The organism is Streptomyces sp. NPDC048277 (genome assembly GCF_040652235.1).
Lineage (GTDB): Bacteria > Actinomycetota > Actinomycetes > Streptomycetales > Streptomycetaceae > Streptomyces.
The window spans coordinates 969,680-983,940 of record NZ_JBEZLQ010000001.1 but is presented as its reverse complement, the minus strand read 5'-3'; the positions used below and the strand labels follow the sequence as shown (position 1 = coordinate 983,940).

12 protein-coding genes and 1 pseudogene are annotated in these 14,261 nt (G+C 71.6%); 5 read left to right on the top strand and 8 right to left on the bottom strand.

Annotation, left to right across the window (positions count from 1 at the left end):
- Positions 1 to 15: 15 nt before the first annotated feature.
- Genes AB0D85_RS04595 through AB0D85_RS04580 form a run of 4 tightly spaced genes read right to left on the bottom strand, consistent with a single transcriptional unit; the run spans position 16 to position 4,418 of the window.
- Positions 16 to 660 carry an ATP/GTP-binding protein gene (locus AB0D85_RS04595; protein WP_362313320.1) on the bottom strand — a complete coding sequence of 215 codons (645 nt, stop codon included), beginning with the start codon at positions 658 to 660 and terminating at the stop codon, positions 16 to 18.
- Positions 641 to 1,063 (bottom strand): DUF742 domain-containing protein, encoded by a 423-nt coding sequence (locus AB0D85_RS04590; protein WP_046731914.1) that lies wholly within the window; start codon positions 1,061 to 1,063, stop codon positions 641 to 643. The genes AB0D85_RS04595 and AB0D85_RS04590 overlap by 20 nt, the downstream gene beginning before the upstream one ends.
- Positions 1,060 to 1,599 carry a roadblock/LC7 domain-containing protein gene (locus AB0D85_RS04585; RefSeq protein ID WP_362313317.1) on the bottom strand — a complete coding sequence of 180 codons (540 nt, stop codon included), beginning with the start codon at positions 1,597 to 1,599 and terminating at the stop codon, positions 1,060 to 1,062. Before AB0D85_RS04585 ends, AB0D85_RS04590 begins: the two co-directional genes overlap by 4 nt.
- Complete coding sequence (locus AB0D85_RS04580; RefSeq protein ID WP_362313315.1) at positions 1,596 to 4,418, bottom strand: nitrate- and nitrite sensing domain-containing protein; 2,823 nt, start codon at positions 4,416 to 4,418, stop codon at positions 1,596 to 1,598. Before AB0D85_RS04580 ends, AB0D85_RS04585 begins: the two co-directional genes overlap by 4 nt.
- Before the next feature lie 406 nt (positions 4,419 to 4,824).
- On the opposite strand from AB0D85_RS04580, the gene AB0D85_RS04575 reads away from it, so the two are divergent.
- Positions 4,825 to 5,613 carry a protein phosphatase 2C domain-containing protein gene (locus AB0D85_RS04575; protein WP_362313313.1) on the top strand — a complete coding sequence of 263 codons (789 nt, stop codon included), beginning with the start codon at positions 4,825 to 4,827 and terminating at the stop codon, positions 5,611 to 5,613.
- A gap of 3 nt (positions 5,614 to 5,616) precedes the next feature.
- Here the strand turns inward: AB0D85_RS04575 and AB0D85_RS04570 are convergent, their stop codons facing one another.
- Positions 5,617 to 6,063, bottom strand: coding sequence for a MarR family transcriptional regulator (locus tag AB0D85_RS04570; protein ID WP_362313525.1), 447 nt, complete (start codon positions 6,061 to 6,063; stop codon positions 5,617 to 5,619).
- Between the two features lie 278 nt (positions 6,064 to 6,341).
- On the opposite strand from AB0D85_RS04570, the gene AB0D85_RS04565 reads away from it, so the two are divergent.
- Positions 6,342 to 7,151 (top strand): lysozyme, encoded by an 810-nt coding sequence (locus tag AB0D85_RS04565; RefSeq protein WP_362313311.1) that lies wholly within the window; start codon positions 6,342 to 6,344, stop codon positions 7,149 to 7,151.
- Positions 7,152 to 7,228: 77 nt separating this feature from the next.
- On the opposite strand, the gene lon is transcribed toward AB0D85_RS04565, so the two are convergent.
- On the bottom strand, positions 7,229 to 9,670 hold the full coding sequence (lon, locus tag AB0D85_RS04560; protein WP_362313308.1) for an endopeptidase La: 2,442 nt from the start codon (positions 9,668 to 9,670) through the stop codon (positions 7,229 to 7,231).
- Between the two features lie 223 nt (positions 9,671 to 9,893).
- Here lon and AB0D85_RS04555 point away from each other — a divergent pair.
- A pseudogene (locus AB0D85_RS04555) lies at positions 9,894 to 10,606 on the top strand (GNAT family N-acetyltransferase).
- Positions 10,607 to 10,671: 65 nt separating this feature from the next.
- Here the strand turns inward: AB0D85_RS04555 and AB0D85_RS04550 are convergent.
- Complete coding sequence (locus tag AB0D85_RS04550) at positions 10,672 to 10,842, bottom strand: hypothetical protein (protein ID WP_362313305.1); 171 nt, start codon at positions 10,840 to 10,842, stop codon at positions 10,672 to 10,674.
- A 151-nt stretch (positions 10,843 to 10,993) separates the two neighbouring features.
- Here AB0D85_RS04550 and AB0D85_RS04545 point away from each other — a divergent pair, with 151 nt between their 5' ends.
- On the top strand, positions 10,994 to 12,475 hold the full coding sequence (locus AB0D85_RS04545) for a sulfatase (protein ID WP_362313302.1): 1,482 nt from the start codon (positions 10,994 to 10,996) through the stop codon (positions 12,473 to 12,475).
- A 4-nt stretch (positions 12,476 to 12,479) separates the two neighbouring features.
- Here the strand turns inward: AB0D85_RS04545 and AB0D85_RS04540 are convergent, their stop codons facing one another.
- Positions 12,480 to 13,283: a rhomboid-like protein gene (locus AB0D85_RS04540; RefSeq protein WP_362313299.1), complete on the bottom strand. Its 804-nt coding sequence runs from the start codon at positions 13,281 to 13,283 to the stop codon at positions 12,480 to 12,482.
- A 254-nt stretch (positions 13,284 to 13,537) separates the two neighbouring features.
- Between AB0D85_RS04540 and AB0D85_RS04535 the strand changes: the two genes are divergently transcribed.
- Positions 13,538 to 14,221 carry a spermidine synthase gene (locus tag AB0D85_RS04535; protein WP_362313296.1) on the top strand — a complete coding sequence of 228 codons (684 nt, stop codon included), beginning with the start codon at positions 13,538 to 13,540 and terminating at the stop codon, positions 14,219 to 14,221.
- The last annotated feature ends 40 nt before the right edge of the window (positions 14,222 to 14,261 follow it).

Genomic DNA, 14,261 nt, shown 5'->3' with positions numbered 1-14,261 from the left:
ACGGGCGCTGTTCTCCTACTCGGGGGTTTCGTCCAGGGCGTGGGCGACGAGGGACAGGAGGCTCTCGATGACCGAGATCCTGCGCCGCGCATCCATGATCATTACAGGGATGCGCGCGGGGATCGTCAACGCTTCTCGCACGTCCTCCGGCTCGAAGCGCTCGCTGCCGTCGAAGTGGTTGACCGCGACGACGTACGGCAGCCCGCAGCTCTCGAAGTAGTCCAGCGCGGGGAAGCAGTCCTTCAGGCGCCGGGTGTCGGCGAGCACGACGGCCCCGATCGCGCCGCGCACCAGGTCGTCCCACATGAACCAGAACCGCTGCTGGCCCGGCGTGCCGAACAGGTAGAGCACCAGGTCGTCGTCGAGCGTGATGCGGCCGAAGTCCATGGCCACGGTGGTGGTCGTCTTGTCGGGCGTGGCGGTGAGGTCGTCGGTCTCCTCGCTCGCCTCGGTCATCAGCGCCTCGGTCTGCAGCGGCGTGATCTCCGAAGCGGCGGTGACCAGTGTGGTCTTGCCGACGCCGAAACCGCCCGCCACGACTATCTTCGTCGCGATGGGGGCCCGGTTGCGGTCCGTCTGCCAGGACCGCAGCTGCTCCTGCTCCTCGTCGGCAGCGAGGAGCGGGGCGACGCCGGTGGCGTCAGAGACGGCGTAGTCCACTCAGCACCCTTTCCAGCAGAGCGCGGTCCGGGCGGCCGACGCCGTGCCCGGTACCGGTTCCGTACACACGGATCTTTCCCTGGTCCGCGAGGTCGCTGAGCAGGACCCGGACCACGCCGAGCGGCATCTTCAGCAGCGCGGCGATCTCGGCCACCGTGCGCATACGGCGGCAGAGTTCGACGATGGCCCGCATCTCCGGCATCACCCGGGTGTTGAGGGAACCATTCGTCAGTTCCTTGCGCTCCTCGGGGGCTTCGAGCGCCGCGACGAACGTCTCCACGAGGAGGACGTGGCCGAAGCGGGTACGGCCGCCGGTGAGCGAGTAGGGGCGGACACGGGCGGGCTTGCGGTCGCCGCCGCGGACCGGGAGGTTCTGCCTGCGGTTCTTCGGCGCGCTGCTCATCGGCCGCTCCTCGTCGCGTCTTCCTCCAGGGATTTTCGTAGCTCGCTGCGGAGTTCGGGCGTCAGGACGTGCCCGGCGCGGCCGACGAAGAGGGCCATGTGATAGGCCACCACGCTCATGTCGCACTCCGCGCTGCCGTGCACCCCGAGCAGCGACCCGTCGCTGATCGACATCACGAAGAGGCTGCCCTCGTCCATCGCGACCATCGTGTGCTTGACCGGGCCGAACTCCATCAGCTTGGCGGCGCCGACGGTGAGGCTGCCGATGCCGGAGACGATGGTGGCGAGGTCGGCGGAGGAGCCGCGCGGGCCCTTGCGCTTCTCGCTCCTGGCCTCGCGGGCCGCCTCGATGGGGGTCCCCCCGCGCGAGCTCGTTCGAGCGTGGGGGAGGCCGGGGTCCGAGGAGAGCAGGAGCAGGCCGTCGGAGGAGACCACGGCCACCGACTGGATACCGGGCACCTCCTCGACGAGGTTGCTCAGCAGCCAGTGCAGGTTACGGGCCTCACTGCTCAGTCCGAAGGTACTGGGCGCGGTCAACTGCTTGCCTCCTCGACTGTGCCCCCCGTGAATTCTTCGGATACGGCTGTACCGGATCCGGCCGGTGCGATGCTGGGCACCTGGTTCTGGCCGGTCTGTTCGGCGATCTCCGCCGCCACGTCACGTCGGCCGGCGTCGGCGCCGCTGCGGAAGCCGCCGAGCCGGCGGCGCAGGGCCTCGGCGTCGACACCTCCGGTGCGCTGGCGGGGCGGCGGGGCGGGGGCGGTGATCTTGGGGGTGCGCTTGGGGAGGCCCTTGCTGGTGACCGGGTCCTCGGTGTCGCCGTCGGCGGTGTCGTCCCCATCAACGGCGTCGGCTGCCGTGGGCAGCGGGCGCGCGTGGTGCTCGACGTCCCCGGGCTGCGGGCGGGTGCGGATCTCGGCGTCGGCGGGGTGCGCGCCGACGGGGTGCGTCCGCTCCTCGGCGGCCACGGCCCGCGCCGGCTCCCCGGCCGGCTCCAGCGGGACCAGCAGCTCCATCGTCGTCTCTGCGAAGGTCTCCGCCGGTGCCTTCGGCCGTGCCGCCGGCTCCGGTTCCGCCGCCTTCGGCGGGGCCGCCTGTTCGTGGGCGGGCCGTTCCTCGGCCTCCCGTACGGCCTTCTCCGCGAGCGTCACCAGCGGGTCGCCGGACGTCGAACGGCCGTACAGGACGTTGGAGTTGACCTCCGCGTCCGCGCCGGGGAGGGAGACGGCCTGGGCGCCGCCGGGGGCCGTCGCGGCCGGCGGGACCGCTGCCGCGGGGGCCGCGGCCAGCAGGCTCTGCGGGAGGACGACGACCGCCGCCACCCCGCCCTGCTTCTGCTCGCGCAGCTGGACCCGGACACCGTGCCGGTGGGCCAGGCGGGCCACGACGTAGAGACCGAGGCCGAGGCCTTCCTCGCCCTCCTGGTCGTACGGCGACTCGGGGTCGAAGTCGGCGAGGCGGCCGTTGAGACGGACCAGCCGGTCGGCGGTCATGCCGATGCCCTCGTCCTGGACGGAGAGCATGACCTCGCCGCTCTCCAGCAGCCAGCCGGAGATCTCGACGGGCATGTCGGGCGGGGAGGACGCGGTGGCGTTCTCCATGAGCTCGGCGAGGAGGTGGCTGAGGTCGTCGGCGGCGAAACCGGCCACGTGCGCGTGCGGGGGCAGGGCCGCGATCCGGACCCGCTCGTAGCGCTCGATCTCGCTGACGGCCGCACGGACGACGTCGACCAGCGGGATCGGGCCGGCGTGCTGCTGGACGTGCTCGGTGCCGGCCAGGACGAGGAGGTTCTCGCTGTGCCGGCGCATGACCGTGGCGAAGTGGTCGAGCTTGAAGAGGGTCGACAGGCGGTCGGGGTCCTGCTCGCGCTCCTCCAGGGTCTCGATGACGGCGAGCTGGCGTTCCACCAGGCCCAGCGTGCGCAGCGCCAGGTTGACGAAGGTGCCGCCGATGCTGGTGCGCAGCCGCTCCAGCTGGTCGGCGGAGTCGGTGAGTTCGGCGCGCAGTTCCTCGCGGGCGTCGGCCATCATCTGGCGCTGGCCGACCAGGTGCTTGCGGTCGGTCTCCAGGGTGGCGATGCGGTCGTAGAGCTCGGCGGCGTGCGCGTGCAGGGCGTTGACCGAGCGGACGACCTGCGCGAACTCGTCGTTGCGCCCGGTGAAGGTGACCGGCTCCTGCGTCCGCGGATCCTCGGCCTCGGCGAGGCGCGCCGAGCCCCGGCGGAGCACGGACAGCGGGCGGGTCAGGCTGCGGGCCATGGCCGTGGCGATGCCGACCGCGACCAGCATCAGGGCGCCGAGCACCGCGACGCGGATCTCCAGCGCGGTGACGTCGTCGTCGCGGAGCTTCGCGAGGTCCTTGGTGCGGTGGTCGTAGAGCGCGGACTCCACGCCCCGCATCAGCTCGACCCGGGCCGACAGGGCCGCGTCCAGCTTCTTGACGCCGGTGCCCAGCTCGTCGTCGGAGAGGGTGGGCTGGTCGGTGAGCGAGGCCAGGTACTTGTCGGCGTCGTTGACGTCGCTGCCGGTGACCGTGGAGTCGTACGACTCGACGGCCGCTTTGGGCGCGCTCTCGTGGAAGTCGGCGAGGGCCGCGTCCGCGCGCAGCCGGGCCTGCTGGGCGGCGGTGGTGAGCGCGTCGCGCTGCTTCTGGTCGGCTTTGGAGACAGTGGTGGTGGTGACCGGCAGTCCGGTGATCGGGCTGATCGTGGTCTGGGTGGTGCTGGGGATGTTCAGCGCGGCCAGCAGCAGGCCGCGGGCGGCGGCGGACTGCTGGACCGCGGAGTCCAGTTCGGCGAGGGCGTAGGCGCCGGAGCCGGCCCTGGGGGGCATCTGCTCGGCCAGTTCCTCGGCGAGCCGGTGCAGTTCGGCGATGGTGCTCGAGTACGCCTCGTGCGTTTCGAGGGCGGTGCTCTTGCCGGTGAGCGCGGACCGGCGGACGGCCGCGATGCCGTCGAGGTCGGTGCGCAGCCAGGCGGGGGTGTCGGTGTCCGCCCGCAGGTCCTCGACCTGGCGGTCGACACGGGCGCTGCGGTCCTCGGAGGGCGCCCCGGACTTGGGGCGGCCCGCCGCGATGTAGGACGTGACCTCGTCGCGCTCGTCGGCGAGCGAGTTGGCCAGCGCCAGCGCGTCCTGGGTGCGGCCCGCGAGGGTCACCAGGTCCTGTGAGTCGCTCAGCTGCCCGGAGGCGGTGAGCAGGGCCGGCGCTCCCGCTCCGGCGATCGCGGCGGCCACCACGGCCACGGCGACGATCAGCCGGGTCCGGACGTGCTTGCGACGGCCGGTGCCGACGGGGGTGGCGGCGCCCGTTTCGGGGGCCGTCTTCTTGCCTGTGCGCCGAGGCCGCGTCTTCTGCACCGGTGCTCGCATTCCTGAACTCGTCTACCCAAGGAGCCGGGTGGCACCCCGTCATAATCCCGGCATTTCGGTGCCCAGTGGTGCACGCACCCGATACGTGCACCGATATGTCGGTCCCCGACCCTCCCAGCGCCGGTGGGCGGTGGTCCCGCATCGCCTGACCCGCCACCCGAAGGAGTGAACATCGGAGGAGAGTTGCCGGGCAAGTTCCGGCGGACCATGCGGGGGCCTTTTCCGGCGGGCCGGTTGGACGCGGACGGCAGGCTTTGACAGGATTCGCCGCCACGCCTCCCCGGAGTGCTCCATTCCACCCCAAAACAGGCAGCTGACCTGCGAGACCGCGTGAATTCCCAGGCGGTTGCCAGCCTTTGGCGAAGATCGTGGAGAGGTCGTGCAGACTGGCCGAATGCGTACTGAAGTCGTTTCGGAGCCCGGCACCCCCGACCGCCCCAACGAGGACTTCGCCGGTGTCGGACTTCCCGCCTCAGGGCAGGGGGGCTGCGTGATCGTCCTGGACGGGGTCACCCCGCCGCAGGGCGGCACCGGGTGTCTGCATTCCGTCCCCTGGTTCACCGCGCGACTGGGCGGCGCGCTGACCGAACTGACCGTTTCCGCACGAGATCTGACGCTGCAGGAGATCCTCGCGCGGGCGATCCGCCGCACAGCTGACGCACACTCGGGAACCTGTGACCTTTCTCACCCGCGCACGCCCCAGGCGACCGTCGTCCTGACCCGCTGGTCCGACGACACCCTGGAGTACCTCGTCCTGTCCGACTCCGCGCTGCTCCTCGAGTCCCCCGACGGCACGGTCACCGCGGTCCTGGACGACCGGCTCGACCGTGTCCCCCGTGCCCATCTGATCTCGGACGCGATCGCCGACGCCACCGTCCGCAACAAGGAGGGCGGCTTCTTCACCGCCGCCGCCGACCCCTCGGCCGCCGCCCGCGCGGTCACCGGGAGCCTGCCCCGGCACCGGGTCCGCGCCCTCGCCGCCCTCACGGACGGGGCGACCCGCTGGACGGAGAAGTTCCGCGAGGGCGACTGGGCGGCCCTCTTCGCCGTCGTACGCAAGGACGGCGCACGGGCACTGGTCGAACGGGTGCGCGAACTGGAGTCGGCCGACCGGGAGGAGCGGACGTTCCTGCGACGGAGCAAGACCCACGACGACGCGACGGTGGTGTACGCCGAGCTGTAGCGGCTACTTCTCCATGACGCCGTTCAAGTGGCTCAGGAGCCGGGCCAGTTCCGCGACCTCCTGGCGGGGCCAGTGGGCGAGCTGGCGGACGTAGCGGCCCCGGCGGGCCTCACGGACCCTGCCCACCCGGCGCCGGCCCTCCTCGGTGAGGGCGACCAGCCAGGCCCGTCCGTCGGCCGGGTCGGGCTCGCGGGCGATCAGGCCGAGCTCCTCCAGGGCGCGCAGCTGGCGGGACATGGTGGCCTTGCCGACGCCGACGTAGGCGGCCAGTTCGGTGGCACGCTGGCCGCCGCACTCGTCGAGCCTGACGAGCAGGCCGTACGCGGCGGACTCCAGGTCGGGGTGGACCTCCCGGGCCATCTCCCCCTGGCTGGCCCGGGCGCGCCGCAGCAGCACCGTCAACTCGCGTTCCAGAGCAAGGAATTCCTGGTCCGCACCGCTCGGCGTCAACCCGACGGCGGCAGGCTGTTCGTCGCCTTTTTCGTCCTCGTGCACGTCACTACCCCTGATCGGTTTCACAGTCCTGAAAGTTTGCGTCAAACCCCGTCGTCGCCGCAGCCCGCCAAGTATTTCGCAGGCTCGGACCGACGGCGGCCTCCGGTCCCGCTTCCCCCATCGCCCTCTCCGTCCGTGGTTACGCCGTGTGACTCCGTGTCGTGTCGTGCCGTGTCGCGCGGGTCATCTCTGGCATACCTGGGATCCCCCACCTCACCCCACGGAGGCACGTCATGCCCGTGCACAGACCCACCCCCGCCCCCACCGTCCTGACCGCGCTGCTCACGGCGCTGCTCACGACGCTCCCCCTCGCCCCCGCCCACGCCGCGCCCACCCCCGCCCGGGGCTCGGCCTACATGGGCATGGGCGTCCTGGCCCACGACGGCCAGAGCGGCACGCCCAAGTCCGCCGACGCGGCCCAGACCGAGGGCGTCGACGTCGCCAGCTACCAGGGCGACGTCTCCTGGTCGGGCCTGCTCGGCAGCGGGGTCAAATGGGCGTACACCAAGGCCACGGAAGGCACGTCCTACAAGAACCCGTACTTCACCCAGCAGTACAACGGCGCCTACGACGTCGGCATGATCCGCGGCGCCTACCACTTCGCGACCCCGGACACCACGAGCGGCGCGGCCCAGGCCGACTACTTCGCCGACCACGGCGGCGGCTGGTCCCGGGACGGCCGGACCCTGCCCGGTGTCCTCGACATCGAGTGGAACCCGTACGGCTCCGCGTGCTACGGCAAATCGGCGAGCGGGATGGTCAGCTGGATCACCGACTTCCTGAACCGCTACAAGGCGCGGACGGGCCGGGACGCCGTCATCTACACGGCGACCAGCTGGTGGAGCGAATGCACCGGCAACTACGGCGGTTTCGGGTCCGTCAACCCGCTGTGGGTCGCCCGCTACGCGTCGGAGGCGGGAACGCTGCCGGCCGGCTGGTCGACCTACACGATGTGGCAGTACACGTCGACCGGGCCGACGGTCGGTGACCACGACAGGTTCAACGGGGCCCTCGACCGGGTCGTCGCGCTCGCCAACGGCTGACCCCGTACGGGCGAAGGCCCGGGTCCCCTCGCGGGGATCCGGGCCTCCTGTCATCCGGCAGCGTCCTCCCCCAGTGCTTAACGCCTGGGAGGTACCCCCATCGCCGCTGCCGGAACCTCCGGCGTCGCCGCGTTCGTCGCGGGCGCGAGCGCCAGCTCCAGGACCTGGCGGACGTCGGTCACGGCGTGGACGTCGAGCTTGTCCAGCACCTCGGCCGGGACGTCGTCCAGGTCGGCCTCGTTGCGCTTCGGGATGATGACGGTCGTCACCCCCGCGCGCTGGGCGGCGAGCAGCTTCTGCTTCACCCCGCCGATGGGCAGGACACGGCCGGTCAGCGAGACCTCGCCGGTCATCGCCACGTCCGTGCGGACCAGGCGGCCGGAGAGCAGGGACGCGAGGGCCGTCGTCATCGTGACGCCGGCGCTCGGGCCGTCCTTCGGGACCGCGCCCGCCGGGAAGTGGATGTGCACGCCCCGGTCCTTCAGGTCGCCGACCGGCAGCTCCAGTTCGGCGCCGTGCGAGCGGAGGAAGGACAGGGCGATCTGCGCGCTCTCCTTCATCACGTCACCCAGCTGACCGGTGAGGGTCAGCCCCGCCGCGCCCGTCTCCGGGTCGGCCAGGGACGCCTCGACGAAGAGGACGTCGCCGCCCGCTCCGGTGACCGCGAGGCCCGTCGCCACACCCGGCACGGCCGTGCGGCGCTCGGCCGGGTCCTGGGCGGACTCGGGCACGTGGTGCGGCCGGCCGATCAGGGCACGCAGGTCCTCGTCCCGGATCGCGAACGGCAGCTCGCGCTTCCCCAGCTCGTGCTGCGCCGCGACCTTGCGCAGCAGCCGGGCGATCGACCGCTCCAGGGTGCGGACGCCCGCCTCACGGGTGTACTCGCCGGCGAGCTTGCGCAGCGCGCTCTCCTCCAGGGTCACCTCGTCCTTGTCGACGCCGGCCCGCTCCAGCTGGCGCGGGAGCAGGTGGTCACGGGCGATGACGACCTTCTCGTCCTCGGTGTAGCCGTCCAGGCGGACCAGCTCCATACGGTCGAGCAGGGCCTCCGGGATGGCTTCGAGGACGTTCGCCGTGGCGAGGAACACCACGTCGCTCAGGTCGAGCTCGACCTCCAGGTAGTGGTCGCGGAAGGTGTGGTTCTGCGCCGGGTCCAGGACTTCGAGCAGGGCCGCGGCCGGGTCGCCGCGGTAGTCGGAGCCCACCTTGTCGATCTCGTCGAGCAGGACGACCGGGTTCATCGAACCGGCCTCCTTGATGGCCCGCACGATCCGGCCGGGCAGCGCGCCGACGTACGTACGCCGGTGACCGCGGATCTCCGCCTCGTCCCGGACACCGCCGAGGGCGACCCGGACGAACTTGCGGCCCATGGCATGGGCGACCGACTCCCCCAGGCTGGTCTTGCCGACGCCGGGCGGGCCGACCAGGGCCAGCACGGCACCGCCGCGCCGCCCGCCGATGACCCCGAGCCCCCGGTCGCTACGGCGCTTGCGCACCGCCAGGTACTCGGTGATCCGCTCCTTCACGTCCTCCAGACCGGCGTGCTCGGCGTCCAGGACCGCCTTGGCGCCCTGGATGTCGTAGGCGTCCTCGGTGCGCTCGTTCCACGGCAGTTCGAGGACGGTGTCCAGCCAGGTGCGGATCCACGAGCCCTCGGGCGACTGGTCGCTGGACCGCTCCAGCTTGTCGACCTCCTTGAGGGCGGCCTCGCGGACCTTCTCCGGCAGGTCGGCGGCCTCCACGCGGGCGCGGTAGTCGTCGGACTCCTCGCCGTCCTTGGCGGCGTCGCCGTTCAGCTCGCGCAGTTCCTTGCGGACCGCCTCCAGCTGACGGCGGAGCAGGAACTCGCGCTGCTGCTTGTCGACGCCCTCCTGGACGTCCTTGGCGATGGTCTCGGCCACGTCCTGCTCGGCGAGGTGGTCGCGGAGCTGCTGGGTGGCCAGCTTGAGACGGGCGACCGCGTCGACGGTCTCCAGCAGTTCGATCTTCTGCTCGGTGGTCAGGAAGGGGGAGTAACCGGAGTTGTCGGCCAGCTGGGACACGTCGTCGATGGCCTGCACGCGGTCCACGACCTGCCAGGCGCCGCGCTTGCGCAGCCAGGCGGTGGCGAGGGCCTTGTACTCCTTGACCAGTTCGGTGACATTTCCGGGCACCGGCTCCGGGACGTTCTCGTCGATGCGCGTGCCCTCCACCCACAGGGCGGCACCCGGACCGGTCGTACCGGCGCCGATGCGCACCCGGTAGCGGCCGCGGATCAGCGCGCCCGGGTCGCCGTCGGCCAGGCGGCCGACCTGCTCCACGGTGCCGAGCACACCGGTACCCGGGTAGGTCCCGTCCACCCGCGGCACCAGCAGCACCCTGGGCTTGCCGGGCTCGGTACGGGCGGCGGCCTGCGCGGCCTCCACGGCGGCGCGTACATCAGGGTCCTTCAGGTCCAGCGGGACCACCATCCCGGGCAGCACGACCTCGCCGTCGAGAGGCAGCACAGGGAGGGTGAGTGATGCGGACGTCGAAGCCATGATCTCCCCTTCGGCAGTCAACTTGAGTTATGCCGACTCAATGCTTGGCGCCCGAGAAATGTTCCCATGCATATGTTCGCTCTGAGCGATCGAGTGGTGACCTGGCCGAACACGGTCCCGGACCCCGGAAAACAGTTGATCCGAGCGGGTGCATTCCCCCTACGGTCGCCCGGTGACCGACACCGACCTCACGGCGACCCTGCTCGCCGCCTACGACGCCCAGATGCGCGCCGTCCAGCCCGTCCCCGCGCCCGGGGTCACCTACGAGCACGACGGGGCCCTGCTGCGGGTCGTCGGCCAGCACCGCGGCTTCGTGACCGGCCCGCACGACTGGGGCGGCCTGCGCGGCGCCGAACTGGACGAGGCGATCGCCCGGCAGCGCGACTTCTTCGCGGCGCGCGGGGAGGCGGTGGAGTGGAAGACGCGGGGGTACGACGTCCCGGCGGACCTGCCCGACCGGCTGCGCGCGGCGGGCTTCGTGCCCAGGTCCCGGGAGACCGTGGTGATCGCCCCGGTCGAGGAGCTGACCGTAGCCTCGCCCGCCCTCCCCCCGGGCGTGATCCTGCGCCGGGTCACCGCGCTGGAGACGACGGTGTGGGGCACGGACCTGTCATGGGTCGCCGGGTACCTGGGGGGCCGGCTCGCGGTGGAGCCGGACGGTACGGAGATCTATGTCGCCGAGGCGGCGGGAGAGTTCGTCTCGGCCGCCTGGCTGGCCTTCCGCACAGGTCGCTGCTGGGCGGCTCGACCCTGGCACAGTGGCGAGGCAAGGGCGTCTACCGCGCCCTGGTCGCCCTACGAGCCACCCGGGCGGCGGCCCGGAACACGGCCTACCTGCATGTGGACGCGTCGGACAACAGCTCCCCGATCCTGAAACGCCTCGGCTTCACCCCGGTGACAACAACCACGCCGTACGTCTGGACCCCGGCCGCCTGAAACGCGCCCCAAAGGGGCGCGGGGAACTGCGCGAGCAACCACGACGCACCCGCACCCGAAAACCGCTACCGCAACGACCGCCCCAGGAAGGCCAGCAACCGCTCATGCGGGGCCACGGACGCGCCCACCGGCACCTCCGGCCCGAAAACACCCGGCATCCGGTAGGCCTCGAACCCCGGTATCCCCCGCCCGGTCACCGTCAGCGCCCGTTCGATCTCCCCCACGACGTCGGTCACTTCGGCCTCCCCCGCCGTCACCGCCATGACTTCGCAAGGGCATCGCTATACCTCCGCAATGCAACTCACAGGAAAATCCCGGAAACTGCCAGCGGATTCACAGTGAACGACACCACGAACAGCACCACGCCACGGGGGCTCGGGGGGACTTATGGACGAGAAGCCGACGCGCGGGCCGGGCCGGCGTGCCGTGATCACCGGTGCCGCCGTCGTCGCGGCCGGCGCCGCCGTGCCGTTGGCCGTAAAGGCGTTGGACGACGGCGGCGACACGCCCGCCCCCGGCCGTACCGCCCCGGCCGCCCCCGTGGCGAGCCGTCCCCCGGTCTCGCCCCTCCCCCGTACCGACCCCCGGCCGAACATCCTCTTCGTCCTCACCGACGACCAGCCCAAGGAGACGGACTGGGCGATCCGCCGTACCGTCGACTGGCTGGGCGGGCAGGGGGTGACCTTCGCCCGGGCACATGCCAACACCCCGCTCTGCGCGCCCTCCCGGGCCTCGATCATGTCGGGGCGGTACGCGCACAACCACGGTGTCCTCGACACCCGCCACCCCTACCACCTGGACCAGCACACCACCGTCCAGCGCCAGTTGCAGCAGGCCGGCTACCGCACCGGCCTGTTCGGCAAGTACCTCAACTACTGGCACACCGGCGACAACCCGCCGCACTTCGACGAGTGGCTCCTGCAGGAACCGGTGGCGTACTACGACGGCCACTACAACGACAACGGCACGGTCCGGAACATCCCCGGCTACAACACCAATGTCATCAGGGACCGCGCCCTCGCCTTCATGGACAGGTCGCGCACCGACACCCGGCCCTGGTTCGCGTACGTCGCCACCCGCAGCGCGCACGAACTCAACATCCCGGAGCGGAAGTACCGGCACACGCGCGTGCCGGAGTGGCCCGGCCGGCCCTCCGTCCGCGAGGCCGACAAGAGCGACAAGCCTCCGTTCCTGCGGAAGGCGACCCACACGTACGAGCAGGGAAAGGCGCTGCGCACCCGCCAGTTGCGCACCCTGCTCTCGGTGGACGACGCGATGCGCGACTTCCAGGACGAGTTGCGCGCACTGGGCCAGTTGGAGAACACGCTGGTGGTGTACACCAGCGACCACGGGCTGTGCTGGGCGGACCACGGCTGGCTGCGCAAGTCGGTGCCGTACCGGCCGAGCCTGGAGGTGCCGTTCTGGCTGTCCTGGCCCGCCCGGGGGCTGGGCGGGGGCACCGTCGACGACCGGCTCACCGGCCATGTCGACATCGCGCCCACCTTCCTCGACGCGGCCGGCATCACCCCCGACACCCCGCACGACGGGCACTCGCTGCTCGACACCCGCAACGACCGCGACCGGCTGCTCGCCGAGTGGTGGTGGAACCGGCAGGACCAGGAACCGATCCACACCTGGGCCACCCATGTCGGCAGGTCCACGCAGTACACGGAGTACTACCGCACCCGCCTCGACGGTCAGGGCCGCCCCACCCAGGGCGACGGCGAGGTCCTCTTCCGCGAGTTCTACGACCTGGCCGCCGACCCGTACCAGCTCACCAACCGTCTGCACGGCGCGACGCCGGAGCAGGAGAAGGCCCTGGGCATACCGGAGTCGGCGAAGGCACTGGCGGCGGCGCGAAGCGCCTGAACCCTCAGGACGGCACGGCGGCGGCCGGACCCCGCTCCCGGTACCAGCGGCGTACGACCGGCCAGAGCGCCGCCCCGATGCCCAGCGAGATCAGATGGCCCCAGTTGGTCATCGGGTCCTCGAAGGCGATGAGGTCCTCGACGAGGTCGTAGGCCACGAGGGCGAGCAGGGGCCAGCGCAGCCAGGGGGTGAGGATGCCGGAGAGCGCGCCGATGCTGGCGGCCACGCCGAAGCTGATGCCGTAGTCGAGGCGGTGGAGCGACGTGTGGGGAAGGTGGCCGACCAGGACGGCGAGGCCGACCGGGACCTCGGTCGCGAGCGTGGCCAGAACATGGCCCGTCAGGAAGACGAGGATGGCGCGGGCGCCCCCTATCCGCCGTTCCAGCGCGGTCAGCACGAGCACGAAGGCGAGGGCGTACGGCGACAGCAGCCCGCCCGCGATCCACAGCGCGCTGGCCAGCAGGACGAAGACCGGGGTGCGCAGCAGGTGCGCCACGTCGGTGCTGGAGTCCTGGTAGAGCGCGTACAGCAGGCGGGGACTGGCGTAGCTCGCGAAGACCGAGGTGAGGGCCAGGATCACCGTGTAGGTGAAGGTCACCGGCGTGCCGGTGGGGCTGGGGAGCAGCCGCCAGGGGCGGAGCCGGAGAGCGGGGCGCGCCGCCCCGGGGAGAGGGATGGCCACCGGGCCGCGCTGGCGGGGCACACCGTCCAGCAGGGCGGCGACCTCCGCCGCCGGGAGGGGCGCGGGCGATGCGGCCGCAAGGGGCTGGGGCGCGGGCGTCGATGCGGCCCTCGCGGTCCGTTCCACGGTGAGGCGCTCCTTCCGTTTCACCCCACCCTTCGCCGTCCCCCGAGCCACTGTCTATGACCGACGCCACGCAGGGGGTGATTCTCAGGATTTTCTGAAGAACCATGAGGGGTCAAGACGAACCATATGAGCCGCTTCCGGCCACCGGCGCGCGCGAAGCGCCGGACGGCCCCTCGAACGAGTGACACCCATGCGACTGTCCGACACCGGTAATTCGCGTGGCCGCAAAGCCCTGTTGGGGCAGGATGGCCGACATGACCACCACTCACGACACACCCGTGGTCCTGGACCGGCGCGAAGGGCCGTACGGCGAGGTGGTGCTGCGCAGACACGGTGAACTCCTGCAGATCATCGCCAACGGCTGCTTCCTGATGGACACCTCCGACGGGCGCTCGGAGCGGTTGCTCGTGGACGCGGCCGCCGCGCACCCGGCCCTGGACGGGCGGGCGGAGCCGGCGGTGCTGATCGGCGGGCTCGGCGTCGGGTTCTCGCTCGCCCGTGCCGCGCAGGACCCGCGCTGGGGCCGGATCGCGGTCGTGGAGCGGGAGGCGGCGGTCGTCGCCTGGCATCGCGACGGACCGCTTTCCACTGTTTCCGCACGCGCGTTCACCGATCCCCGTACGGTGATCATCGAGAATGACCTCGTGGAGTACGTCAATGTGACGTGCGACACGTTCGACGCGCTGTGCCTGGACATCGACAACGGGCCCGGCTGGACCGTCGACGAGGACAACGCGGGGCTCTACTCGCCAGCCGGACTCGCGGGCTGCGCAAGGGTGTTGAGGCCGGGCGGGGTACTCGCCGTATGGTCGGCGCAACCCTCTGCGGAATTCGAAGAAACCTTGTGGAATGCCGGGTTCACGCAGGTGCGTACCGAAGAGATCCCGGTTGCCCGGGGCGTTCCGGACGTCGTTCACCTTGCCGTCCGCCCTGGATAGCGAGTGCGCCGCCTGTCCCCGTAATGTGCATCCCTGACGC